This is a genomic window from Stenotrophomonas sp. FR012, assembly GCF_047520565.2.
Taxonomy (GTDB): domain Bacteria; phylum Pseudomonadota; class Gammaproteobacteria; order Xanthomonadales; family Xanthomonadaceae; genus Stenotrophomonas; species Stenotrophomonas sepilia.
On sequence record NZ_JAXBQL020000011.1, the window covers coordinates 1 to 23,971 of the forward strand.

The following is a 23,971-nucleotide window of genomic DNA, read 5'->3' on the forward strand; positions in this document are numbered from 1 at the left end:
GCTTCGCAAGCGCCCGAACGCACAGCCGCCAGCGGCTGGGCCGGGCCCCGGAGGGGTACTTGCAGCGTCCCCTGCAACCGGACCCACCCCGCCAACCCACGGAATGCCCGCTTTTGCCTTTGAGGTTGCCGGCCAGCGGCCGGCACTACCGCAGGTGCGGGGCGCAGCCCTGCAAAACCCCCTACCTGCCCGGCAACTGCGCGAACGCACGCTGCATGCAGTCCTCGCGTGGGCACACCCGGCAACCCGGTCCGATCGAAACCGAGTTCCCTGGGCTCTGCACATCCAGCCCCAGCGAATACACCATGCGTTCGGCATGCTGCAGATCGCAGCCCAGCGCCACCGCGAAGGTCTTGCGGGGCTGGCCATGGCCCACCGGGCCACTGCTGACCTGCCGCGCCAGCCAGAAATGGCGGCGGCCATCGGGCATGCGCGCGGTCTGGGTAAGGATGCGGCCTGGCTGGTTGAACGCCTCGTAGACGATCCATAGCGGGCACGAGCCGCCCACCTGCGAGAAGTGGAAGTCGGTGGCCGAATGGCGCTTGGATACGTTGCCCGCGCGGTCCACGCGGATGAAGAAGAACGGCAGGCCGGGCGCACTGCGCCGTGCCAGCGTGCTCAGCCGGTGGCAGACCGCCTCGAAGCCGACGCCGAACTGGTGCGCCAGCAGTTCGATGTCGTAGCTGCTGGCCTCGGCCGCACGCAGGAAGCGCATGTAGGGCATGACCAGCGCGCCGGCGAAGTAGTTCGAAAGACCCACCCGCGCCTGCGCGATGCGCGCGTCATCGGTGAAGCCCGCACGCGCCACCACCGCGTCGATCTGCGGCAGGTAGCCGTGCAGGGCCAGTTCGGCGGCCATCTGGAACGCCTGCTGGCCTGGCTCCAGGTAGTCCGGCAGCCACAACCGGCGCGTGCCGGCATCGTAATGGCGCTTCTCGCGCCCGGCCTGCAGTGCGGCCACTTCCACCAGCACGCCGTGGCGGTCGGCCAGCAGCTGGCGCAAGCGCGGCGCCACATGCCCAGGCGATAGCCCCCACTCGGCGAACAGGCGCTCGGCCAGTTCGTCCAGCTCGGGAATATGGTTGTGCATGCGGTTGAAGAACTCGCGTACCTGGTCGCCGGCCGGCAGGGTGCTGCCGGCGCCGGGCTCGCCCAGCTGGAATTCCAGCGCGGCGGCATGCTCGCGCAGTGCCAGGTGGCGGCGGTGCAGGTCCAGCAGCGCACGGCTGACCTGCGGCAGGTTGCCCGCCAGGGTGCGCAGTTCGGTGGCGCTGACTTCGGCCAGGCCCAGGTCGCGCAGGGTCTCGCCCAGCGCTTCCTGCAGCGCGGCGGGCTCATCTTCGTCGAACAGTGCGGAAACATCGCCGAGTACCTGGCCCAGCTTCTTCTGCACGGCCGGGGTCAGTGGGCGCTTGTTGCGCTCGATCTGGTTCAGGTAGCTGGCCGACAGCCCTAGCGCCCGCGCCAGGTCAACCTGGCTGTAGCCGCGCTGTTCGCGCAACCGCCGCAGGCGCAGGCCGAGTTGCCGCTGGGGAGCTGAGGGATTCACAGAATTAACAGGAATCGTGGGGCGTGTTGGCCAGATTAAGCGGATTCAGCCCAGAAATCGAGCTGGGTGCTGTGAATAATGCCAAGCATCTTTCGCACCCTGTGGGATTGTCGTCATGACTGTTGCAGCGCCCCGTATCCGCATGCTGATCGATGGCCAGTTCGTTGAATCGGCCACCTCCCACTGGCAGGACGTGATCAATCCGGCCACCCAGGACGTGCTGGCCAAGGTGCCCTTCGCCACCACCGGCGAAGTGGACGCCGCCGTCGCCGCCGCCAAGGAAGCCTTCAAGACCTGGCGCAAGACCCCGATCGGCACCCGCGCGCGCATCTTCCTGAAGTACCAGCAGCTGATCCGCGAGAACATGAGCGAGCTGGCCCACATCCTCACCGCCGAACAGGGCAAGACTCTGCCCGACGCCGAAGGCGATGTGTTCCGCGGCCTGGAAGTGGTCGAGCACGCCGCCGCCATCGGCAACCTGCAGCTGGGCGAGCTGGCCAACAACGTGGCCAATGGCGTGGACACCTACACGATCATGCAGCCGCTGGGCGTGTGCGCCGGCATCACACCGTTCAACTTCCCGGCGATGATCCCGCTGTGGATGTTCCCGATGGCGATTGCAACGGGCAACACCTTCATCCTCAAGCCGTCCGAGCAGGACCCGATGGTGACCATGCGCCTGGTCGAGCTTGCCCTGGAAGCCGGCATTCCGAAGGGCGTGCTGAACGTCGTCCACGGTGGCGAAGAAGTGGTCAACGCGATCTGCGACCACCCGGACATCAAGGCCGTGTCGTTCGTCGGTTCCACCCGCGTCGGCACCCACGTCTACAACCGCGCCTCGCTGGCCGGCAAGCGCGTGCAGTGCATGATGGGCGCCAAGAACCACGCCGTGGTGCTGCCGGACGCCAACAAGGAACAGACCCTCAACGCGATGGTCGGTGCCGCCTTTGGTGCCGCGGGCCAGCGCTGCATGGCCGCCTCCACCCTGGTGCTCGTCGGTGAGGCGCGCAACTGGGTGCAGGACCTGGTCGAAAAGGCCAAGACGTTGAAGGTCAGCGCCGGCACCGTGTCCGGCACCGACGTCGGCCCGGTCATTTCCTGCAGCGCCCGCGAGCGCGTGGAAGGCCTGATCGCCTCGGGCGTGGAGCAGGGCGCCAAGCTGGTACTCGACGGCCGCAACCCGCAGGTCGATGGCTTCGAGAAGGGCAACTTCGTCGGCCCGACCATCTTTGCCGGTGTCACCACCGACATGCGCATCTACCAGGAAGAAATCTTCGGGCCGGTGCTGGTCATCCTCGAAGCAGAAACGCTGGAAGACGCCATCGCGATGGTCAACAGCAACCCGAACGGCAACGGCACCGCACTGTTCACCCAGTCCGGCGCGGCCGCGCGCAAGTTCCAGGAAGACATCGACGTCGGCCAGGTCGGCATCAACGTGCCGATCCCGGTGCCGGTGCCGCTGTTCTCGTTCACCGGTTCGCGCGCCTCCAAGCTGGGTGACCTGGGCCCGTATGGCAAGCAGGTGGTGCTGTTCTACACCCAGACCAAGACGGTCACCGCGCGCTGGTTCGATGACGAGACGCTGAGCCACGGCGTCAACACCACGATCAGCCTGAAGTAACGGCAGGAGCAGCCATGAGCCACTCGATGACGACGGAACTGGAAGAAGCGCAGCAGGCGTACCGCGAGGCGGCGCGCGACTTCGCACAGGCCGAACTGGCGCCACACGCCGCGCGATGGGATGCGGAGGGCATCTTTCCGCGCGAGGCGATCGCCAAGGCCGGTGAACTGGGCTTCTGCGGTCTGTACATGGACCCGGAAGTGGGCGGCAGCGGCCTGAGCCGGCTGGACGCCGCCGTCGTCATCGAGGAGCTCGCCAACGTCGATCCGTCGACTGCGGCCTACATCAGCATCCACAACATGGCCTCGTGGATGGTGTCCACGTGGGGCCAGCCAGCACTGCGCGATGCGTGGGGCACTGACCTGTCCTCGGGCAACAGGCTGGCCTCGTACTGCCTGACCGAACCGGGTGCCGGCTCCGATGCGGCCTCGCTGAAGACCACCGCCGTGCGCGACGGCGATCATTACGTGCTGAACGGCTCGAAGGCCTTCATCTCCGGCGCCGGTGCCACCGAACTGCTGGTGGTGATGGCACGTACCGGCGGTGCCGGTGCCGGCGGCGTCAGCGCCATTGCAGTGCCGTCGGACCTGCCGGGCATCAGCTTCGGCCGCAAGGAAGAGAAGATGGGCTGGAACAGCCAGCCCACCCGTGGCATCACCTTCGAAAACGTCCGCGTGCCGGTCAGCCACCTTCTGGGAGAGGAAGGCGGCGGCTTCAAGCTGGCGATGAAGGGGCTTGATGGTGGCCGCATCAACATTGCCGCCTGCTCGCTGGGTGCCGCGCAGGGCGCGCTGGATGCCGCGCGCCGCTACATGGGCGAGCGCCGCCAGTTCGGCAAGGCGCTGGCCGAGTTCCAGGCGCTGCAGTTCAAGCTGGCCGACATGGTCACCCAGCTGGTGGCCGCGCGGCAGATGGTGCACACCGCCGCACGCAAGCTCGATGCCGGGGCCAGCGATGCCAACGTATGGTGCGCGATGGCCAAGCGCTTCGCCACCGATGCCGGCTTCAACGTCTGCAATGAAGCGCTGCAGATCCACGGTGGCTACGGCTACATCCGCGAGTACCCGATCGAGCGCCTGCTGCGTGACTGCCGCGTGCACCAGATCCTGGAAGGCACCAACGAGATCATGCGGGTGATCGTTGCCCGTCACCTGCTCAACACCGAAGAGGAACTGCGATGAAGGATTGGCGTACCCAGGAGCACGTGGGCCTGAAGGTCGAGGCCGACGGCCACACCGCCGTGGTCACCCTGAACAACCCGCCGGCGCACACCTGGACCGTGCACAGCCTGTCGGCGCTGCGCGACCTAGTCGGCGCGCTCAACGCAGACCGTGACGTCTACGCACTGGTGATCACCGGTGACGGCGAGAAGTTCTTCTCCGCCGGTGCCGACCTCAACCAGTTCGCTTCCGGCGACAAGGCCGCAGCGCGCGAAGCCGCGCGCCGTTTCGGCGAAGCCTTCGAGGCGTTGTCCGGTTTCCGTGGCGTGTCGATCGCCGCGATCAACGGCTACGCGATGGGCGGAGGCCTGGAATGCGCACTGGCCTGCGACCTGCGCATCATCGAAGAGCACGCCCAGGTGGCGCTGCCGGAGGCCACCGTCGGCCTGCTGCCGTGCGCCGGTGGCACCCAGAACCTGCCGCGCCTGGTTGGCGAAGGCTGGGCCAAGCGCATGATCCTGCTGGGTGAGCGCATCAACGCCGAGACCGCGCTGCGCATCGGGCTGGCCGAAGAAAAGGTCGGCAAGGGCGAAGCCAAGGCACTGGCGCTGGAATGGGCGAAAAAGGCCGGCAAGCAGAGCCCGACCAGCATCGCCGCCTGCAAGACCCTGGTGCAGTCCACCCGCACCGGCACCCACGCCTCGGCGCTGGTGGCCGAGCGCGAAGCCTTCGTCGACCTGTTCGACACCGCCGACCAGGTCGAGGGCGTGACTGCCTTCCTGGAAAAGCGCGCCGCGCAGTGGAAGAACGCATGAGCGCCGACACCGCTGCCGACGACGCACCTGTGCTGTTCGAGGAGCGCGTGGCCGGTAACGGCGTGCGCATCGGCCTCGCCACGCTCAACGCGCCGCGCACGCTCAATGGCTTCTCGCTGCCGATGGCACACCTGCTGCTGGAGCAGTTGAACGCTTGGGCCGACGACGACGGCATCGCCATGGTGGTGCTGCGGGGTGCTGGCGAAAAGGCGTTCTGCGCTGGCGGCGACCTGCACAGCCTGTACAAGGCCATGGTCGCCTTCCGTGAGGACGGCCGCAGCGACATCCGCGAGAACGACTACGCCGCCGAGTTCTTCGACGTCGAGTACCGCGTCGATTACCTCATCCACACCTATACCAAGCCGATCCTGTGCTGGGGCCACGGCATCGTGATGGGCGGTGGTATCGGCCTGATGTCCGGCGCCAGCCACCGCGTGGTCAGCGAGCGCTCCAAGCTGGCCTTCCCGGAAATCACCGTTGGCCTGTTCCCGGATGTCGGTGGCAGCTGGCTGCTGCCGCGCGTGCCGGGCAAGGGCGGCCTGTTCCTGGCCCTGACCGGCGCGTTGCTCAATCCGGGCGATGCCATCTATGCCGGCCTGGCCGATGTGCACGTGGCTGAAGAACGCCGCAGCGCGGTGTTCGATGCGCTGCTGCAGGTGGCCTGGTCCAGTGATTCCGCACACAACCACGAACGCCTGACCCATCTGCTGCAGTCGCATGCCAGTGATGCTGCGACCGGTCCGCTGCTGGCCAACGCGGCGCAGGTCGATGCGTTGTGCGAAGGCGATGACCTGCCCGCGATCATCAAACGCATCAGCGCGCTGCAGACCGACGATGCCTGGCTGCAGGCGGCACAGAAGACGCTTGCCGCCGGCGCGCCCGGCTCGGCACGTCTGGCGTTCGAGCTGCAGCGCCGCAGCGCCGGCCAGGACCTGGCCAGCGTCTACCGGCTGGAGTACATCACCGCGCTGCACTGCGCCGCCCACGGCGATTTCGCCGAAGGCATCCGCGCACTGCTGATCGACAAGGACCGCAATCCGCAGTGGAACCCGGCCACCCTGGCCGAGGCCACCGGCGCGTGGGCCGACACCTTCTTTGCTTCCCCCTGGGCCGCTGCCGCGCATCCGCTGGCCGACCTGGGCACTCCCCTTGTTGAAAGGAGCCTTGCATGAGCCGCATTGCATTCATCGGGTTGGGCAACATGGGTGGCCCGATGGCCGCCAATCTGGTCAAGAACGGCCACACCGTGCGCGTGTTCGATCTGGTCCCGGCTGCGGTGCAGGCCGCCGTCGATGCCGGTGCCAGCGCGGCGTCGTCGGCACGCGACACCCTGGCCGATGCGGAAGTCGTGATCTCGATGCTGCCGGCCAGCCGCCACGTCGAAGGGGTGTACCTGGGCGATGACGGCATCCTCGCCGCCATCCCAGCGGGTGCACTGGTCATCGACTGCAGCACGATCGCACCGGCCAGTGCCCGCAAGGTTTCCGAAGCGGCCGCCGCGCGTGGCCTGCAGATGATCGACGCGCCGGTCTCCGGCGGTACCGCGGGCGCCCAGGCCGGCACCCTGACCTTCATCGTCGGTGGCGAAGAGGACGCGCTGGAACGCGCTCGCCCGGTGCTGCAGGCGATGGGCAAGAACATCTTCCATGTCGGCGCCAGCGGTGCCGGCCAGGTCGCCAAGCTGTGCAACAACATGGCGCTGGGCGTGATCATGGCGGTGACCGGTGAAGCCATCGCGCTGGGTGTTGCGCACGGGCTGGACCCGAAGGTGCTGTCGCAGATGATGGCGGTCAGCACCGGCCGCAGCTGGGCCACCGAAGTGTGCAACCCGTGGCCGGGCGTGCTGGAAAATGCGCCGGCCTCGCGCGGCTACAGCGGCGGTTTCGGCAGCGATCTGATGCTGAAGGACATGGGCCTGGCGGTGGAAGCGGCGATGAGTGTCGGCGCCTCGATCCCGCTGGGCGAAGTGGCCCGCAACCTGTACTCGATGAACCACCAGGCCGGCCGCGGCAAGCTGGATTTCTCCAGCGTCGTGCAGCTCATCACCAGCGACCGGTAACCGGTCGCTGGTCCGCGCATTCCACCTTATCCCCGCGCCGTTGGCGCACCCCCTTGAACAACAAGGGGGCTCTCCTCCAGAAGGATGGATGCGCGCCGTAGCGAATGCGTCCCCGGCCACGTGCCGGGGCCCACCCGAGGTGGGATGGGCGGATGCTCGGTTTCGACCGGCATCCGCCCATTTTTTTGGGGGGGGGGCTGATCACTGGGGTCGGATCCCTTTCGCAACGCGAAAGGGCTCTGACCCCATATAGCCGTGCCGGGCCTGGGATGGGGTCAGAGCCCTTTGCTGTTGGCAAAGGGATCCGACCCCGGCGCTGCATCAGGCAACGATCAGCGTCACGTCGATGTTGCCGCGGGTGGCATTCGAGTACGGGCACACGATGTGCGCCTTCTGCACAAGCTCTTCGACCTGCTCGCGCGGCACGCCCGGCACGTTGATGGTCAGCTCGGCCTCGATGCCGAAACCGGTCGGGATCTGACCGATGCCGACCTTGCCGGTGACGGTGGTGTCGGCCGGCAACGCGACCTTGGCCTGGCCGGCCACGAACTTCAACGCGCCCAGGAAGCAGGCCGAGTAGCCGGCGGCGAACAGTTGTTCCGGGTTGGTGCCCGGGCCGCCGGCGCCGCCCAGCTCGCGCGGGGTCGACAGCTGGATGTCCAGCACGTTGTCGGAGGAGACGGAACGGCCTTCGCGGCCGCCGGTAGAGGTGGCCTGGGCGGTGTACAGAACCTTTTCGATGGACATCGGGATGCTCCTGGTCAGTGGGTGGGTGTTGCGTTGGAGCCTACTTTGCCCGCTTTCCGCGTACGTTGGGTTGCAACGCGTACGAAAAACTTGATCAATCGTCCTGCCGGCCTAGATCGTCCACTCGCGGTCGGTGGTGAACATGATGGTCAGCCAGCGGTCCGGCGAGGCCTCGCCCAGCGCTTCGCCGATCTCGTCGCGCAGCCGGTCCCATTCCACCAAGGGCCGCGGCGGGTCGTCTTCCGGCACCACAAAGAACAGCTCGATCTGCTCGCCACGCCCCACCTGCGCGACGTAGCTGCGGTGCTCAACGAAGCCGTGCCTGGCCACGATCGCGCGTGCCACCGCATCCACATGCGCCTGCAGTTCCGGCGGGGTGACCAGCAGGATGCCGGCCAGCGCCCGGCGCACGGTGCCGAGCGGGGCGATCATCACCAGCACGCAGACGAAGGCGAGGATGGCCGGGTCGATGTACGGCCCGACCCAGGCCCAGGAGGTGCCCTGCACCAGCACGCCGCCGAGGAAGGCCAGCAGGTAGCAGGCCGACATGCTGGCCGCGATCACCCAGTTTTTCGCATCCAGTGCGATGAACTCCGAGCCGATGCGGCGGTTGGCGCGCAGCACGAACCAGGCCAGCGCACCTTCGCCGACGATCGACAACCCGGCGAAGGCGATGGCCGGACCGAGCGCGATGTGGCGGCCGCCGGACATCAGCGCGTCGACCGCATTGACCAGCGCATACAGCGCAGCGCCGATCATCAGCGTGCCGCTCACCCCCAGCACGATCGGCTCCAGGTGCCAGAAGCCCATGGTGAAGCGCTGGTTGAGCCGCGACTGCAGCGCGTCGGTGCTGGTGGACAGTGCGATCAGCCGCGCGACCAGCAGTGACAGCCAGGTCATCACCACATCGATCAGGCCGTAGATGCCGTCGAAGATGATCAGCGAGGAATTGGCCAGCAGGCCGAACACTACCGCTGCCGCGGCCAGCAGCAGTGAGCCTGCGATGGACAGGCGCAGCACGCCTTGTTCGGTGGCGGGATCGAAGAACTGTGCGTGGTCGGTGGCCATGGCGCGATTGTAGAGCGGAGCCATGCTCCGCTGCCGTTGCGGACTGTCGACGCTGTCCCTTGGCAGCCCTGTGCCGTAGACTGCGTCCCTCCCACGTACCGATTCCCGCCTGCAGTGATCACGCCACCCTGACCCTTGCCGCATCTCGGCAGCCGGCCCGCCCGGCTCAGGAACCCGCGTCTTTCCACTGCAGCGCCATGCGGCCACGCCCGCGTGCGCGCGGAGTTTTTCCATGCAAACGTCCTACCCCCTGCGCCAGCAATGGCTCGGCAACATCCGTGGTGATCTGCTGTCCGGCATGGTCGTCGCCCTGGCCCTGATTCCCGAGGCCATCGCCTTCTCGCTCATCGCCGGCGTCGACCCCAAGGTTGGCCTGTACGCCGCGTTTTCCATCGCGGTGGTCACCGCCATCGCTGGCGGCCGGCCGGGCATGATCTCCGCCGCCACCGGTGCAATGGCGCTGGTGATGGTCGACCTGGTCAAGGACCATGGCCTGCAGTACCTGTTCGCCGCCAGCATCCTGGCCGGCCTGCTGCAGGTGCTGGCCGGTGTGTTCAAGCTTGGGTCGCTGATGCGATTCGTCTCGCGCTCGGTCATCACCGGCTTCGTCAACGCGCTGGCGATCCTGATCTTCCTGGCGCAGATGCCGGAACTGATCGGCCGCGGTCCCACCGTCTACGTGCTGTGTGCCGCCGCACTGGCGATCATCTACCTGCTGCCGCGCCTCACCCGCGCTGTGCCTTCGCCGCTGGTGGCAATCGTCGTGCTCACCGCCGTAGTGATCGGCTTTGGCGTGGACGTGCGCAGTGTTGGTGACATGGGCCAGCTGCCGGACAGCCTGCCGCAGTTCCTCATCCCCGATGTACCGCTCAGCTGGGAAACGCTGCGCATCCTGCTGCCGGTGTCGGCCACGCTGGCCGTGGTCGGCTTGCTCGAATCGATGATGACCCTGCAGATCGTCGAGGACATCACCGAGACGCCCAGCGAGCGCAACCGCGAATGCGTCGGCCAGGGCGTGGCCAACACGGTCACCGGGTTCCTCGGCGGAATGGCCGGCTGCGCGATGATCGGCCAGTCGGTCATCAACGTGACGTCTGGTGGCCGCGGCCGCCTGTCCTGCCTGGTGGCCGGCGTGCTGCTGCTGGTGCTGGTGGTGTACGGCAGCGACCTGGTGCGGCAGATCCCGATGGCTGCGCTGGTGGCGGTGATGATCATGGTCAGCATCGGCACTTTCAGCTGGCGCTCGCTGCGCGACCTGCGCACGCATCCGCGCAGTTCCTCGGCCGTGATGTTGCTGACCGTGGTGGTCACCGTGGCCACCCACGACCTGGCCAAGGGCGTGCTCAGTGGCGTGCTGCTGTCGGCGCTGTTCTTCGCCCGCAAGGTCGGCCGCATGCTGGAGGTGCAGCGCGAGGATGCCGGAGACACGCAGGTCTACCGCGTACGCGGGCAGGTGTTCTTTGCGTCTGCCGGCCAGCTGGGCGCGGCGTTTGACTACCAGCACGTCGCGCCGAAGGTGCAGATCGACCTGCGTGACGCCCACCTGTGGGACCTGACCGCAGTGGCCGCGCTGGAACGTGCGCAGGAAAAGCTGGCCGCGCATGGGGCGGAGGTGGTGGTGGTAAGCCTCAATGTGGCTAGCCAGACGCTGATCGAACAGGTGGGCGGGCGCGCGGGCGGGCATTGAGGCTTACGCATCCTGCTTCTGCGACGAGGTGCACGCATTCTGAATCCGGTCAGGCATCTGAAACCGGCGCTCGCGTAGCATGCGTTTCCTGATGGGGCCGATGGACGGCCCCGCGTTGACGGGCCACGCGCCTGGATGCCAAGGAGATGCAAGCAATGCAGGGAATAAACCACCTTCCAGCGGCCCCCCGTGAAACGTTCGGCAAGGCTGGGGCCATCGCCCTTGCGCTGGCCTTTGGCCTCAGCCTGGCGGCATGCCAGGCCAAGAGCCCGGAGGCGGATACGGCAGCTGCTCCCGCGGCCGCCGCGCCGGCCACTGCATCGCCGCCCGCCACTGCAGAGCCTGCACGTGCCGCACCTGCCACGACGGTGGCCGATGCCGATGACCAGGACATGCCGCCGCAGCGCCCGGATGATTCCTACAACAAGGCGACGTTGCGGCCGCAGTATGCTGCATGCGTGAGATCCAGCGGCGGCGAGACATCGGCACTGCAGGCGTGTGGTGATGACGAGCTTGCTTGGCAGGAGCAGCGGCTCGAGCAGGCTTTCATGAAGATCGTTGACGGCCCCGATGGCAAGGACAAGGACAGGCTGATGGACGAGCAGGCTGCCTACATGTCCGATACCAATCGCTACTGCAGCTGGAACCCTGCCGAAGACGGGCAGGGGCAGATGCTGGACGCGCAGTCCTGCCGGATCAATCGCACCGCCAACCGTGCCGATGTGCTGCAGGCACTGACCTCAAAGTAAATCCCCCGCAAAGGAGTGCAGGAAGATGGATGTTGTGACCCAGGCAAAGCAGGCAATGGACAGCTGGCATCGCGGCCAGACGTCGGCGCATTTCGAAACCGGAGGTCGTGGCCCCGGCCACGTTTCCACCGGCAGGGGCGACCATGGTGGCGTGTCGTATGGCAGTTACCAGTACGCCACCAACGTTGGCGGCGTGGACGAATACGTCGCCGCCTCGCGCTATGGCAACCGCTTCAACGGCCTGCAGGCAGGAACCCCGGCCTTCACCGAACGCTGGAAGGAAGTGGCGGCGGCCGATCCGGCAGGGTTTGCCAGGGATCAGCACGACTTCATCCAGCACCAGTACTACGACGTGCAGATGGGCCGCCTGAAGGATGTAGGCATTGATCTTTCCGGCCGTGGTCCGGCCGTGCAGGACGCGCTGTGGAGCACCTCGGTGCAGTACCGCGGCATGACACGTTCGGTGTTCCAGAAGGGTCTCCAGCAAGCCTACAGCGAAGACTTCAAGCTGGCTGAGCTGAGTGACGAGCAGATTGTCCGCGCGGTGCAGGACTACAAGCACGCCAACGTGCAGTCGCACTTCCAGAGCTCGCCCACCCTGTGGGATTCGCTGCGTGATCGTGCGCTCACCGAGAAGAACGCGCTGGTCGGGCTGGCGCGCTACGACCAGGTCAACCAAAACCCCGAGGCTTACCGGGGCAAGGATTACCAGCAAGCGTTCGGTGAACCTGAGCCGGGCCGGCGCGGGCAGCGCGCGGCCGCATCGGCGATGGCCGACGGCGTGCTGGCACCCGGCGAGCACGGTACCGAGGTCCAGGCCCTGCAGGCCAAGTTGATCCAGGCCGGCCATACCGGCCGCAACGGGCAACCTCTGACAGCCGATAGCCACTACGGTGCCAACACCGAGCATGCAGTGCGCGAGTTCCAGCAGGCGCATGGGCTGACCGTTGATGGCAAGGCCGGCCGGCAGACCCTGCAGGCTCTGGATACGGTGGTACGCGAGCACACGCCGGCGCAGCCTGTGGCACCGGCCACGCCTGCTGCGGCACCCGCACCCGCGACTGCGCGCGAACCCGATGCCGCTGCCGCACCCGGTGGCCAGCGCATCGTCGTGGTCGAACCCTTTGGCAACGGCAGCAGCAACCGCACACTGCGTCATGGCACCAGTGGCGAGGATGCCTACCGCGAACTGAAGATCCATCACCCCAACACCAACGCCGAGGCCGTGCGCACCGGCAATGCCGCCAAGGCTGACCGCCCGTCGGCAATGGTCGAGGGCGAGCTGGAAACGGTGCGGACCCGTGGTGATCGCAACGGCATTCCGCTGGTGCACAAGGATCTGATCCTGAGTACTTCGCGCGGCGACCGGGAAGTGATGATTCCCAATCCGGTCGCGGGCTACGTGCAGGTCAACAACGACAAGTGGAACTCCATCAGCATCTGGAGCCATCCGGCCGGGCATCCGCAGCGTGAACTGGTCGGGCAGGTGCTGCATGGTGCACGTGGAAGCACCCCCTACAAGACTGGTGATTTCGTCGAGTACGGCGCGCCGTTGATCCGCCAGTCCGATGCCGGCACCCCGGGTGCCGTGCACGCACATATCGAGCTCGAGCCGGACCAGTACCGCAGGTTCCTGGGTGACATGCTCAATGACCGCATCACCCTGGGCGGCAAGGTCCACGCGCAGGGCCCCGAGGCCGCGCAGGCCGCACGCAGTGCACAGCAGGCGCCGATGGCCGATGGCGTGCTGAAGCAGGGCGAGCGCGGCGATGAGGTCAAGGCCTTGCAGGGCAAGCTGGCGGCGCTGGGCTATGCCGGGGCCGATGGCAAGCCGCTGCACGCCGATGGTGTGTATGGCAAGGACACCTTTGCGGCGGTCAAGCAGTTCCAGGCCAACAACGGCCTGGACGACGATGGCAAGGCAGGCCGCAAGACCCTGGCGCAGGTCGATGCCCCCAACGCGGTCAAGGCCGGTACCCCGCCGGCGGCACCGGCCCGGGCCGAGCCCGCAGAGCCGGCCAGCATGCGCGACCCCGGGCACGCCGACAACGCGCGCTTCGGCCAGGCGCTGGGCAAGCTGCAGGCGCTGGAGCAGCAGCGTGCCCAGGCCGGCCTGAAGCCACTGTTCGCCAACCCGCAGGAGGTTGAGCGGGCGGCCGGCCAGCTGGCGTACGAAAGCAAGGTGTCCGGGATGCGCCAGATCGACCACGTCGTGGCCCGCCCCGACGGCACCGGTCTGTTTGCGGTGCAGGGCGAGCTGGGCGACCCGGCGGCGCAGCGGACCTTCGTCGACCGCCAGCAGGCGGTATCGCACTCGGTCGAGGCCAGCAGCCGGCAAAGCGAAGCGCTGGACAGCCAGTTCAACCAGCGTGCGCAGGAGCAGCAGGAACAGGTGCGCAACCGCGGGTTGTAAGCCACGCGGCGACCCCGGGGCCGGTCGAGCGGCCAGTCCCGGCGCCACCCGCCGCCGTTCAGCCGTCCGGTGTAAACTATTGATCTCACTGGCAATGCCAGTCTCCCCGATCAACACCCCGATGACGTCCGCCACCGCCCGTTACGCCGATTCCCTGCGCCTGTCCGTGGCCCCCATGATGGACTGGACCGACCGCCATTGCCGCGTGTTCCACCGCGTGCTGGCGCCGGGTGTGCGCCTGTACACGGAAATGGTGCACGCCAATGCGGTCATCCACGGTGATCGCGAGCGCCTGCTCGGCTTCGACCGCAGCGAGCAGCCGCTGGCGCTGCAGTTGGGGGGCAGCGACCCGGCGCTGCTGGCGCAGGCCGCGCGCATCGCCGCGGAGTGGGGCTACGACGAGGTCAACCTCAACTGCGGCTGTCCGTCCGACCGCGTGCAGGCCGGGCGTTTTGGCGCCTGCCTGATGCGCGAGCCGGCGCTGGTAGCCGACTGCGTGGCGGCGATGGTCGACGCGATCGGGATCCCGGTGACGGTGAAGTGCCGCCTGGGCGTGGACGAGGACAACGACTATGACGTGTTCGCCGCCTTCGTCGACCGCCAGGTCGCCGCCGGTGCCGCAATGGTGGTGGTGCATGCGCGCAACGCGTGGCTGAAGGGCCTGTCGCCGAAGGAGAACCGCGAGGTTCCGCCACTGAAGTACGACTGGGCCTACCGCCTGAAGCAGGAGCGCCCGGCGCTGCCGGTGGTGCTCAATGGCGGCCTGGCCAGCATCGAGGCGGTGCAGGCGCAGGCCGCGCACGTCGATGGCGTGATGCTGGGCCGCGCGGCCTACCACGACCCCTACCTGCTGCATCAGCTGGAGGCGCTGCAGACCGGCGCGCCGTTGCAGGCGCGCGGTGACCTGCTGCGCACGCTGCGTCCCTACGTGGAAGCGCGCCTGGGCGAAGGTCTGGCACTGAAGCACATCACCCGCCACCTGCTCGGCCTGTTCCACGGCCAGCCCGGTGGCCGCGCGTTCCGCCAGGTGCTGAGCGAGGGCGCGCACCGCCCGGGCGCCGACTGGAGCCTGGTCGAGCAGGCGCTGTCGGTCACCGAGCGCGAAGCCGATCGTGCCGCAGCGTGACCGCAGTCACATTCCTGACTTGACAAGGGACGGCGATTCGTCCCGAATGTTCACCTAGCTGAACATCGCAGGGCTGCGGCCGGAAAAGTTCAGACCGGATTCACTGCCCCAAACCAAGAATTTGCAAAGGAATTGTAAAGGCCGGGTCCCGCACCCGGCTCCCGGATTTACGACTTTTGAACGAATCGCCGTGCTCGGCTAGGATCGCATCGATGTCTTCCGCTCCCTTCCATTGCCGCATTGCCCTGGCCACCTGCGTGGTGCTGTCGGCTGCGCCGCTGTCGTCGGCGCTGGCGCAACAGCCGCCGCGGGGCGAGCAGGCACGGGCGGAAATGATGGATCGGAGAGAGCGCGGCAACCGTGGCGACGAGCGTTCGCTGTCCGATGCCGTGCGCCGCGTGCAGCGCAGCACCGGCGGCCACATCCTCGGCGCCGAGCGCGTGCCGTTCGATGGTCGTGATATCAACCGGGTGAAGTACATGGACGACCGGGGCCGGGTCCGCTACATGGACGACCCCGCCCCGTCGCGTTCACAGCCGCGCACGCCGCGGTCGGATATGTCATCACTACGCGGCGATAACCCCTGAACAGGGATAGTCGTCGGTATCAACCCGTACCCCACAGGCCTCCGGGCCACACCCAGGACACTAGGGAGAGTTCATGCGTATCCTTCTGGTCGAAGACGAAGCCCCGCTGCGTGAGACCCTGGCAGCCCGGCTCAAGCGCGAAGGCTTTGCCGTCGATGCTGCGCAGGACGGCGAGGAAGGCCTCTACATGGGGCGCGAAGTTCCGTTCGATGTCGGCATCATCGACCTCGGCCTGCCCAAGATGTCGGGCATGGAGCTGATCAAGGCCCTGCGTGACGAAGGCAAGAAGTTCCCGGTACTGATCCTGACCGCGCGTTCGAGCTGGCAGGACAAGGTCGAGGGCCTGAAGCAGGGCGCCGACGATTACCTGGTCAAGCCGTTCCACGTGGAAGAGTTGCTGGCCCGCGTCAACGCGCTGCTGCGCCGCGCCGCCGGCTGGAGCAAGCCGACCCTGGAATGCGGCCCGGTCGCCCTGGACCTTGCTGCCCAGACGGTCAGCGTGGCCGGCAGCAATGTCGACCTGACCAGCTACGAGTACAAGGTGCTGGAGTACCTGATGATGCATGCCGGTGAACTGGTCTCCAAGGCCGACCTCACCGAACACATCTACCAGCAGGACTTCGACCGCGACTCCAACGTGCTGGAGGTCTTCATCGGCCGCCTGCGCAAGAAGCTGGACCCGGATGGAGAACTGAAGCCGATCGAGACCGTGCGCGGTCGCGGCTACCGTTTCGCGATCCCGCGCAACGAGGGCTGAGCCGGCTCACCCTGGCGATAACACGATGTCCGGCCGTCTGTGGTTCTTCCGACGCTGGCGGCCGCGCTCACTGCAGGCGCGCCAGATGCTCGCCGCGTCCGTGGGCCTGGTCGCGTTCCTGGCGCTGGCCGGTTACGCGCTCGACGCCGCCTTCGCCGATACGGCGAAGGCGAACCTGCGTGAGCGCCTGAAGAACTACGCCACCTCCTATGCGGCCGGCATCGACTTCACCCGCGACCGCTCGCTGTACATCCGCGAGCAGCCGCCGGATTCGCGCTTCGACGTACCGGGCAGTGGCCTGTACCTGCAGGTGGTGATGCCGCACGGCAAGGGCAATTCGATGTCCGCCGAAGGCCCGATGCTGCCCACCGTCGGTGGCGGCCTGCTGGCGCCGCGCCAGGAAGTGTTCGAAGGTCCGCTGCCGATGATCCAGATCGATGGCAGCCAGGGCTCGGTGTACCGCTATGGCCTGGGCCTGGTGTGGGGCGCCGACGCCGACCCCGCCACCGAATTCCCGTACACCATCTACGTGATGGAAGACTCGCGCGCGCTGGGTGCGCAGCTGCGCGTGTTCCGTGGCCGCGTCTGGTTCTACCTGGGCGGCATCGGCCTGATCCTGCTGCTGCTGCAGACCGTCATCCTGCAGTGGAGCCTGCGCCCGTTGCGCCGGGTGATCACCGAGCTGACCAAGGTGCAGCGCGGCGAGACCGAGCGCATGAGCGAGCGCCACCCGCGCGAGCTGGAACCGCTGACCGACAGCATCAACGCCTTCATCGAAAGCGAGCGCGAGAACCTCGAGCGCCAGCGCAATACCCTTGCCGATCTGGCGCACAGCCTGAAAACGCCAATCGCGGTACTGCGCACGCAGATGGACAGCGGCGCCGGCGACGGTGCGCTGCGCGAAGAACTGGACGTGCAGCTGCAGCGCATGAACAACCTGGTTTCGTACCAGCTGGCACGCGCGGCCTCGTCGGGCCACAAGCTGTTCTCCGCGCCGCTGCCGATCGAGTCCAACGCCGAGGAAATCGTGCGTGGCCTGGAAAAGGTCTACGCCGCCAAGGGCGTGCTGTGCGAATTCGATATCGACCCGGCCGCGCGCTTCCACGGCGAGCCGGGTGACCTGCAGGAACTGCTCGGCAACCTGCTGGAGAACGCCTTCAAGTGGGCCAACCGCCGCGTGCTGCTGACCGCGCAGCCGCTGCCGGCGCCGAACGCGCGCCGTGCCGGCCTGCTGCTGGCGGTGGACGACGATGGCCCGGGCATCGCCCCGGATGACATCGGCAAGGTGCTGCAGCGTGGCGTGCGTGGCGACGAGCGCGTGCAGGGCCACGGCATCGGCCTGTCGATCGTGCAGGACCTGATCAAGGACTACCGCGGCGAACTGAGCGTGGGCCGTTCGGCCGAACTGGGTGGCGCCCGCTTCGAAGTGCGCTTGCCGCCGGGGCCGTAAACCTCGTTGATCGGTAGTGCCGGCCGCTGGCCGGCAACCAAGCAATGCCATCGAAGATCATGAGGTTGCCGGCCAGCGGCCGGCACTACGGCATTTCGATCTTCGGCGGCTCGCCATAGAACCGCCGCAGCTGCGCGGCCACCTCCGGCAACGCCTGCTGCAGCAGATCCGGTGCCGAGAAGTGGTACTCGCTGCTCACCGCGAAGAACTCCTCCGGCGCCTCGGCCGCATACGGATCGATCAGGGTCTCTTCGCCGGCGTCCACCTGCGCGCAGAAGGCGTCGTAGGCGCGCTGGAACGTGGCCGCCCACTCGCGCTGCCATTGCCGCGGCAGCGGCGGTGTGCCGTCCATCGCACCATCCAGTGCATCGAGCTTGTGCACCATCTCATGTACCGCCACGCAGTAGCCGTCGTGCGGCGCGGCCAGGTCGGCCTGCACATCGGCCCAGGACAGGATCAACGGACCACTGTCCCACGACTCGCCGATCAGCTCGTCATCCCACTCGTGCAACACGCCGGCCGCATCCATGTGGCTGCGGTGCACGCGGAACGCATCCGGGTAGACGATCAGCTGCGACCAGCCTTCCAGCCCCACTTCACCGAATTCCAGCAGCGGCAGGCAGCACAGCGCCGCCAGCAGCACGCCATCGCCAGCCTGCAGTTGCAGTTCACCGACAGGGGTAATGGTCTTCTCATGCAGGAAGCGCGTGGCCAGCACGCGCAGTCGCGCGCGGCGTTCGTCGTCCAGGCCGTGCAGCCAGGCCGCACGGCGGCAGGCGTCTTCCCAAAGCGCATCGTCGATCGGCCGCGGCGAGGGCCGCAGCCACTGCAGCAACGACTTGATCAGCGGAACATTCCCGGCAGGTAGCTGTGCCACTTCGGCGCACGGATGCGCTGCAGCACGTCGTCGTCGCTGCCGCCGCCCCCGGTGCTGGTGGCACTGCTGGCCGCAGGGCGTACCGGTGCCGGCTTGGTGGTCGCAGCCGAGGCGGTCGCGGTCGGCGCGCGCTGCGAGGCGGCATCACCGTTGGAGGACACGCAGGCGCCGCGGCTGTCGTCCAGCGCTGCCGTTGCAGACGCCGCGAAGGGCATCATCAGCAGGATCAGGCAATGGGCATAACGGCGCATTGACGACATCCACGTTAAGGGAGGGTGAGTTCCCGATTCTAGCCCGAACCCGGCGCCCCGTTGGAAGCCCCTGCGGAACCCAGCGTGGCAGGCGTCGCTGGCGGCTTTCCCGCATAATTCCTGCCTGACTTCGTGGAAGCTGCCGTGGACGATCGCCAATTGCTGGCCAAACTCGCTGCCGGTCGCCTGTCCGGCGACGCCCTGGCCCGAGAGCTGGGCCAGACCCGGGCGGCTATTTGGAAGCGTATTCAAGGGCTTAGGGCCGCAGGTGTGGACATCGAGGGCCGTGCTGGCGAGGGCTATGGCCTGACCCGCCCGGTCGACCTGCTGGACCCGGCGGCGATCCGCGCCGGCCTGCCCGCCGATGCCCAGGCCCTGCTGCACGACCTGCAGGTGGCCTGGACGGTGGACTCTACCAACGCCGAATTGCTGCGGTGCAGCGCGCCCCAGCGCGGAGTCAGCGTCCTGCTGGCCGAACGCCAGACTGGCGGCCGCGGCCGTCGTGGCCGCACCTGGGCCTCGCCGTTGGCCGCGCATATCTACCTGTCGGTGATGCGCCTGTACTCCGGCGGCCTGGGCCGCTTGGCCGGGTTGAGCCTGGTGGCCGGCATCGCCGTGGCCGAAGCGCTGCACGACCTGGGCTACACCCAGGCGCAGTTGAAGTGGCCGAACGACCTGATCGTCGATGGCAAGCGCAAGCTGGTCGGCCTGCTTGCCGAGGGCGGTGGCGAATACGCCGGCCCGGCGCGCGCGGTGATCGGCATCGGCATCAACACCCACATGCCGCCGTCGTTCGGCGAGCAGATCACCCAGCCGTGGGTGGACCTTGACACGCTGGCTGGCAAGCCAGTGGATCGAAACGTGGTCGTTGCCGCCGTGCTGGCGCGGCTGCTGCCGGCGCTGGAACAATTCGATCGCGAAGGCCTCGCTCCGTTCCTGCCGCGCTACGCTGCCTTCGACATGCTGGCCAGCCGCGAAGTGCGCGTGGAACTGGACGGGCAGTGGCAGCACGGTACTGCGCTTGGCCTGGCCGATGACGGCGCATTGCGCGTGCGCATCGATGGCCAGGAACGCCTGCTGCACGCCGGCGAAGTCAGCGTGAGGGCGGCATGAGCGATTGGTTGTTCGACCTCGGCAACTCGCGCTTCAAGTTCGCGCCGTTGCAGGGTGACCGTGCCGGTGACGTACAGGCCTGGGCGCATGGCGCCGAAGGCATGGCCGGGCAGCCGCCGCACAGCCTGCCCAGCGGCCGCACCGCGTTCGTGGCCAGCGTGGCCGCACCGTCGCTGACCAGCGCGATGCTGGACCAGCTGCAGCGCCGCTTCGAGCATGTGCATGTGGTGCGCACCAGCGCCGAATGCGCCGGCGTGCGCATTGCCTATGCCAAGCCGGAAAAGTTCGGCGTCGACCGCTTCCTGGCCCTGCTGGCTGCCGCAAAGGCACAACGCCCGGTGCTGGTGGTCGGCGTGGGCACCGCGCTGACGATTGACCTGCTCGACGCCGACGGCCAGCACCACGGTGGCCGCATCTCCGCATCGCCCACCACCATGCGCGAAGCACTGCACGCCCGTGCCGTGCAGCTGCCCGCGACCGGTGGCGGCTACAGCGAGTTCGCCAACGACACCGCCGACGCGCTGGCTTCCGGCTGCGATGGCGCTGCGGTGGCGCTGATTGAACGCAGCGCACAGCACGCGCACACGCTGCTGGGCGTGGCACCGTCGCTGCTGGTGCACGGTGGCGGCGCAGCGGCGCTGATGCCGTTGTTGCCCGCTGCCGATTACCACCCCTCGCTGGTGCTGGATGGCCTCGCCCGCTGGGCGGTGCACCAGCCCGCGCGCTAGTATCCGCGCATGCTCACCCGTGCCCTGATCGTCGTACTGGCCATTCTCAATCTCGGCGTCGCCTGCTGGTGGCTGCTGCGCGAGGCGCCGCAGAAGCCTGCGCCTGCGCCGCAACCGGCTGGCGTCGCCGAGCTGCGCTGGGTGCCCGGTGGCGTGGATGCCAATGCCGCAGCCGAGGCCACCGCCGCCGCCCCGACTGCACCGCTGATGGAGCGCGAACCGGCGGCGAAGACCGCGGTGGCTGCGACACCCGCGCCCGTTGCGCCGCCAAAGCCGGAGATCGCCAAGCCGCAGGTGGCTGAGGCTGCGCTGGTTGCTGCCGCTGCCAAGCCGGTAACACCGCCTGCACCCGTTCCGGCAGCGGAAAAGCCCGTAGCCCCGCCCGCGGCCGCCGAGCCGCCGCGCTGCGTCGCGCTGGGCCCGTTCGCCGACCGCGCCGCCGCCAGCAGCGCGCAGGGCAAGGCCGGCACGCTGCTCAGCCAGGTGCGCCTGCGCGAACAGCCCGCTGCCAGCGGCAGTGCCCGCTACCGGGTGATGCTGCCGGCCGCCGCCAACCGTGACGAAGCCCAGGCCACCGTGAAACGCATCGTCGCCGCCGGCCTGAGCGACTACTACATCATCAGCCAGGGTGAGGAGGCCAACGCCGTGGCGCTGGGCCAGTACCGCAACCGCGAAGGCGCCGAACGGCGCATGGCGGCGGTGCAGGCCGCCGGCTTCCAGCCGCGCCTGGTCGCCAGCGGCGACGCCGGCCAATGGTGGCTGGAAGGGCAGCTGGCGGCGGGCACGCAGCCGGCCCAGGCCCAGCAGCGCAGCGGCGCGGCGCAGAGCCGGTCGCTGGAATGCACGCGGTTGCGCTAGAATCCCCTTACCGCGGCGCTGCCGCCGGTGCACCACCCATGCCGCTTTAGCTCAGTTGGTAGAGCAACTGTCTTGTAAACAGTAGGTCATCCGTTCGATTCGGATAAGCGGCACCACCTGGGAAGCTCTGAAACGCCTTGAAAACAGGGGTTTCAACGAAAAAGGCCAGCGCAGTACGCTGGCTTTCCTGCGTCTGCCGTCCGTCCCTACGCTGACCTCAGGGAAGCAGACCCCCAGGAGGAACTAATGAGCTCGACTGAAGCCCGACAACCTCGCTTCTGATCTGCTGGCATCGGTCCAGCATCAAGTCGCCGGATGAAGCTCCAAGCCGGATGCCTCCGTCCGCCAGCAACGGATAGGTTTCCAGGCGCACGCGATAGGCTTCCTGCGAGGAGTAGCGTACCGCCTGATCGCCGGACGCGAGAGGGGCCCCCGGTAAGTCTTCTTCTGCAATGAGGCCGTTGATCCGAAGTTGCGCGCACAGGCCCGCGTAGTAGGCGCTTCTTTCATCCTGTCCTCGGGGATTTTTTTCAGCGTGGCCTAAAGCGTGAAAGCTTTCGTGCGCAACCAAGTCAACAAGATTCGCGAAGGTTCTATGTTGATTGCTGTATACAGGTGCCACAAACGCAAGCTGCCTGCCTGTGGCAAAGAGGCCAAGCGATCTTGTTCGTATTGCCCCAGCAGTGCCTTCCGGCACAAGAAGGATTCGGTACCTGTTTGATGCTGCCGGTATCCATGACTCGGATGCCGCAGCCGCAGCATCGATACGTGCGCACACATCTGCGGCATCAAGCGCCAGCCCGTTCGCGATCTGCAGGTTGATCGTCCGCGCGGTGTTCGTGCAGCGGACGAGGTTCGTAGCGCCTACGGCGTTCTTCCCCGGTAGAACAGAAGTCGTATGGAAGTAACGGAGAGGGCCTAGAGGGACGGAAACAACTTCAGTGTATCCCGCTGAAGCAACCCCATTGGGAAGTGTGGTAGTCGCGCAGCCTGAAAGAACAATGGTGCAGACGCCAACCAGGAAGATTGCAATTGTGCGCATCTTGTCCCCACATGAAAGCGGGGCTGATGCCTCCGCTCCAGCGAATCGTGTCAGGTGTTCCACGACAACCAGGTCATCCGTTCGACTAGGATAATCGCCCCCATTCCCATGAGTCAGCGCCTCTTTGCGCTGCTTCAGGTACTCCCATTTGTTCGAAAGGCGGCAGAGCGGTTGCGTCGACGGCCTTACCTTGAGAACGATGGCCCGTCCTGCGCATGAACCTGCTGCGCTGGCGGCTGTTCAAGATTTGCTGCCAACGCTTCAGCGCGATGAAGGGACTCTGCTTCAGGCGCGCGAAGCGCGTCCATCGTATTCATGGTTCCACGGCGTTGGGCAGGATCGTCCATCGCCCCCTCGACGATGAAGACTTTCTCGCCACGTGCAAGGGACTCTGTCGGGTTGTTCAATACAACGTGGTCAACTCTTGAAAACCCTTGCTCCTTCGCGAGCACCAACAGACTCGCGGACAAGCGCTGGCTCGACTCATCCCACTGCTTCCCGCTCTGGGCGTCCAAGCGTTCCACACCCGCTCTTATCTGCATGTAGAGAGAGCGGTCAGCGTTTCCGAGTTCAGCTACTGAGGAAGCTGTTCGCTGCACTGAGAGTGAGTCGTCGGCGACCACGGCGTCTCTTTCCGCAGCCGAAGTGCGCTCGGCGTCAAATTCTGGCTCGGGCCTACGTCGACGCTGCGTGGGTGCTATGTGCTGATCATAGTGCGCGCCATAGTAAAGCTCGTATGTCGCATGAGGACCAACAGAAGGAGCCTCCGTTTTGAACACCTCAGCGATCTGTCCAAGCGCCTGGTTTCGATTGATGCGCCCGGCCTGGAGTTCAACGGCAATGGCTCCATATTGTTGCGGTCGATTACCCGTACCCGACACGCCAATGTCTGGTCCACCGGCCGCAATTAGTTCACGCTGGACCTGGACATTACTGAGCGTCGCAGCGGCTTCTCCGCGTAGCAGGGTGTTTACATAGGTTTGCTTGGACGTCGGATCGGGACGTTCGGTGAAGAGATGGTGCCCCACCTCGTGTGAAAGAGAGCGCGCGATTCTGGAGCCTTGTCCAACCGCGTTCTCGTCAATAACGATCTTCTCACCGGGAACAAGATAGGTGCCCCTACCGGCTTGTCCCCAGACAACCTCCAGATCGTCGCGCTCGGCCTGTGCGAGACCCGCCCGAAGTGTTGGGGATTTCGCTAGAAGCGGCGCCAGCGAGGGGTCAGCTAACGGGGAGTCCGGCCGACGTACGGGTCCTGGGCGAGGCCCCCCCTGCGGCTGCGGCAGTACAGAGTCTTCAGTACGTTCCATGTTG

At 67.0% G+C, this 23,971-nt stretch carries 22 protein-coding genes and 1 tRNA gene; 16 read left to right on the forward strand and 7 right to left on the reverse strand.

The genetic code is table 11. From position 1 onward, the window contains the following. Nucleotides 1–181 precede the first annotated feature (181 nt). Entirely contained in the window at nucleotides 182–1,549 is a 1,368-nt protein-coding gene (locus tag ACM0O9_RS16300) for a helix-turn-helix domain-containing protein (RefSeq protein ID WP_065196016.1), read from the reverse strand. Between the two features lie 115 nt (nucleotides 1,550–1,664). Here ACM0O9_RS16300 and ACM0O9_RS16305 point away from each other — a divergent pair, with 115 nt between their 5' ends. The 5 genes from ACM0O9_RS16305 to mmsB are packed head-to-tail and all read left to right on the forward strand — an operon-like array spanning nucleotide 1,665 to nucleotide 7,204. After that, nucleotides 1,665–3,170 (forward strand): CoA-acylating methylmalonate-semialdehyde dehydrogenase, encoded by a 1,506-nt coding sequence (locus tag ACM0O9_RS16305; RefSeq protein WP_005420657.1) that lies wholly within the window; start codon nucleotides 1,665–1,667, stop codon nucleotides 3,168–3,170. Nucleotides 3,171–3,184: 14 nt separating this feature from the next. Next, nucleotides 3,185–4,351, forward strand: a complete 1,167-nt coding sequence (locus ACM0O9_RS16310) for an acyl-CoA dehydrogenase family protein (protein ID WP_065185591.1) — start codon at nucleotides 3,185–3,187, stop codon at nucleotides 4,349–4,351. Continuing rightward, nucleotides 4,348–5,145, forward strand: a complete 798-nt coding sequence (locus ACM0O9_RS16315; protein ID WP_139726615.1) for an enoyl-CoA hydratase — start codon at nucleotides 4,348–4,350, stop codon at nucleotides 5,143–5,145. The genes ACM0O9_RS16310 and ACM0O9_RS16315 overlap by 4 nt, the downstream gene beginning before the upstream one ends. After that, nucleotides 5,142–6,317, forward strand: coding sequence for an enoyl-CoA hydratase/isomerase family protein (locus ACM0O9_RS16320; protein ID WP_414603800.1), 1,176 nt, complete (start codon nucleotides 5,142–5,144; stop codon nucleotides 6,315–6,317). Before ACM0O9_RS16315 ends, ACM0O9_RS16320 begins: the two co-directional genes overlap by 4 nt. Beyond that, complete coding sequence (gene mmsB / locus ACM0O9_RS16325; RefSeq protein WP_005420650.1) at nucleotides 6,314–7,204, forward strand: 3-hydroxyisobutyrate dehydrogenase; 891 nt, start codon at nucleotides 6,314–6,316, stop codon at nucleotides 7,202–7,204. The genes ACM0O9_RS16320 and mmsB overlap by 4 nt, the downstream gene beginning before the upstream one ends. A gap of 321 nt (nucleotides 7,205–7,525) precedes the next feature. Here mmsB and ACM0O9_RS16330 read toward each other — a convergent pair whose 3' ends face one another. Beyond that, entirely contained in the window at nucleotides 7,526–7,951 is a 426-nt protein-coding gene (locus ACM0O9_RS16330; protein WP_004153735.1) for an organic hydroperoxide resistance protein, read from the reverse strand. Nucleotides 7,952–8,062: 111 nt separating this feature from the next. Continuing rightward, nucleotides 8,063–9,043, reverse strand: a complete 981-nt coding sequence (locus tag ACM0O9_RS16335) for a cation diffusion facilitator family transporter (protein ID WP_065185593.1) — start codon at nucleotides 9,041–9,043, stop codon at nucleotides 8,063–8,065. Between the two features lie 208 nt (nucleotides 9,044–9,251). Between ACM0O9_RS16335 and ACM0O9_RS16340 the strand changes: the two genes are divergently transcribed. The 7 genes from ACM0O9_RS16340 to ACM0O9_RS16370 all read left to right on the forward strand — a co-directional run bounded on the left by ACM0O9_RS16340 (nucleotide 9,252) and on the right by ACM0O9_RS16370 (nucleotide 17,788). Next, nucleotides 9,252–10,706 (forward strand): SulP family inorganic anion transporter, encoded by a 1,455-nt coding sequence (locus tag ACM0O9_RS16340; RefSeq protein ID WP_065178425.1) that lies wholly within the window; start codon nucleotides 9,252–9,254, stop codon nucleotides 10,704–10,706. Between the two features lie 155 nt (nucleotides 10,707–10,861). Next, nucleotides 10,862–11,455: a lysozyme inhibitor LprI family protein gene (locus ACM0O9_RS16345; RefSeq protein WP_053498749.1), complete on the forward strand. Its 594-nt coding sequence runs from the start codon at nucleotides 10,862–10,864 to the stop codon at nucleotides 11,453–11,455. Between the two features lie 25 nt (nucleotides 11,456–11,480). Further along, complete coding sequence (locus tag ACM0O9_RS16350; RefSeq protein ID WP_414603801.1) at nucleotides 11,481–13,868, forward strand: VgrG-related protein; 2,388 nt, start codon at nucleotides 11,481–11,483, stop codon at nucleotides 13,866–13,868. 94 nt (nucleotides 13,869–13,962) lie between these two features. Further along, nucleotides 13,963–14,994, forward strand: a complete 1,032-nt coding sequence (gene dusA / locus ACM0O9_RS16355) for a tRNA dihydrouridine(20/20a) synthase DusA (RefSeq protein WP_235649708.1) — start codon at nucleotides 13,963–13,965, stop codon at nucleotides 14,992–14,994. A gap of 212 nt (nucleotides 14,995–15,206) precedes the next feature. Beyond that, on the forward strand, nucleotides 15,207–15,581 hold the full coding sequence (locus ACM0O9_RS16360) for a hypothetical protein (RefSeq protein ID WP_414603802.1): 375 nt from the start codon (nucleotides 15,207–15,209) through the stop codon (nucleotides 15,579–15,581). A gap of 73 nt (nucleotides 15,582–15,654) precedes the next feature. Continuing rightward, a complete protein-coding gene (locus ACM0O9_RS16365; RefSeq protein WP_004136763.1) occupies nucleotides 15,655–16,338 on the forward strand; it encodes a response regulator transcription factor in 684 nt (227 codons plus the stop codon). A 25-nt stretch (nucleotides 16,339–16,363) separates the two neighbouring features. Then, complete coding sequence (locus ACM0O9_RS16370) at nucleotides 16,364–17,788, forward strand: ATP-binding protein (RefSeq protein ID WP_065185596.1); 1,425 nt, start codon at nucleotides 16,364–16,366, stop codon at nucleotides 17,786–17,788. Between the two features lie 85 nt (nucleotides 17,789–17,873). On the opposite strand, the gene ACM0O9_RS16375 is transcribed toward ACM0O9_RS16370, so the two are convergent. After that, nucleotides 17,874–18,665 carry a M90 family metallopeptidase gene (locus ACM0O9_RS16375; protein WP_171956254.1) on the reverse strand — a complete coding sequence of 264 codons (792 nt, stop codon included), beginning with the start codon at nucleotides 18,663–18,665 and terminating at the stop codon, nucleotides 17,874–17,876. Further along, complete coding sequence (locus tag ACM0O9_RS16380; RefSeq protein WP_014645622.1) at nucleotides 18,632–18,916, reverse strand: hypothetical protein; 285 nt, start codon at nucleotides 18,914–18,916, stop codon at nucleotides 18,632–18,634. Before ACM0O9_RS16380 ends, ACM0O9_RS16375 begins: the two co-directional genes overlap by 34 nt. 144 nt (nucleotides 18,917–19,060) lie before the next feature. Between ACM0O9_RS16380 and birA the strand changes: the two genes are divergently transcribed. The 4 genes from birA to ACM0O9_RS16400 all read left to right on the forward strand — a co-directional run bounded on the left by birA (nucleotide 19,061) and on the right by ACM0O9_RS16400 (nucleotide 21,731). Further along, nucleotides 19,061–20,029: a bifunctional biotin--[acetyl-CoA-carboxylase] ligase/biotin operon repressor BirA gene (birA, locus tag ACM0O9_RS16385; RefSeq protein WP_065185598.1), complete on the forward strand. Its 969-nt coding sequence runs from the start codon at nucleotides 19,061–19,063 to the stop codon at nucleotides 20,027–20,029. Beyond that, nucleotides 20,026–20,757 (forward strand): type III pantothenate kinase, encoded by a 732-nt coding sequence (locus ACM0O9_RS16390; protein ID WP_065185599.1) that lies wholly within the window; start codon nucleotides 20,026–20,028, stop codon nucleotides 20,755–20,757. Before birA ends, ACM0O9_RS16390 begins: the two co-directional genes overlap by 4 nt. Before the next feature lie 9 nt (nucleotides 20,758–20,766). Further along, nucleotides 20,767–21,615, forward strand: a complete 849-nt coding sequence (locus ACM0O9_RS16395) for an SPOR domain-containing protein (RefSeq protein ID WP_065185600.1) — start codon at nucleotides 20,767–20,769, stop codon at nucleotides 21,613–21,615. 40 nt (nucleotides 21,616–21,655) lie between these two features. Beyond that, nucleotides 21,656–21,731, forward strand: a tRNA-Thr gene (locus ACM0O9_RS16400). A gap of 101 nt (nucleotides 21,732–21,832) precedes the next feature. Here ACM0O9_RS16400 and ACM0O9_RS16405 read toward each other — a convergent pair. Continuing rightward, nucleotides 21,833–22,657, reverse strand: coding sequence for a hypothetical protein (locus tag ACM0O9_RS16405; protein ID WP_414603803.1), 825 nt, complete (start codon nucleotides 22,655–22,657; stop codon nucleotides 21,833–21,835). A 185-nt stretch (nucleotides 22,658–22,842) separates the two neighbouring features. Beyond that, nucleotides 22,843–23,967: an XVIPCD domain-containing protein gene (locus ACM0O9_RS16410; RefSeq protein ID WP_081275771.1), complete on the reverse strand. Its 1,125-nt coding sequence runs from the start codon at nucleotides 23,965–23,967 to the stop codon at nucleotides 22,843–22,845. Nucleotides 23,968–23,971: the final 4 nt, after the last annotated feature.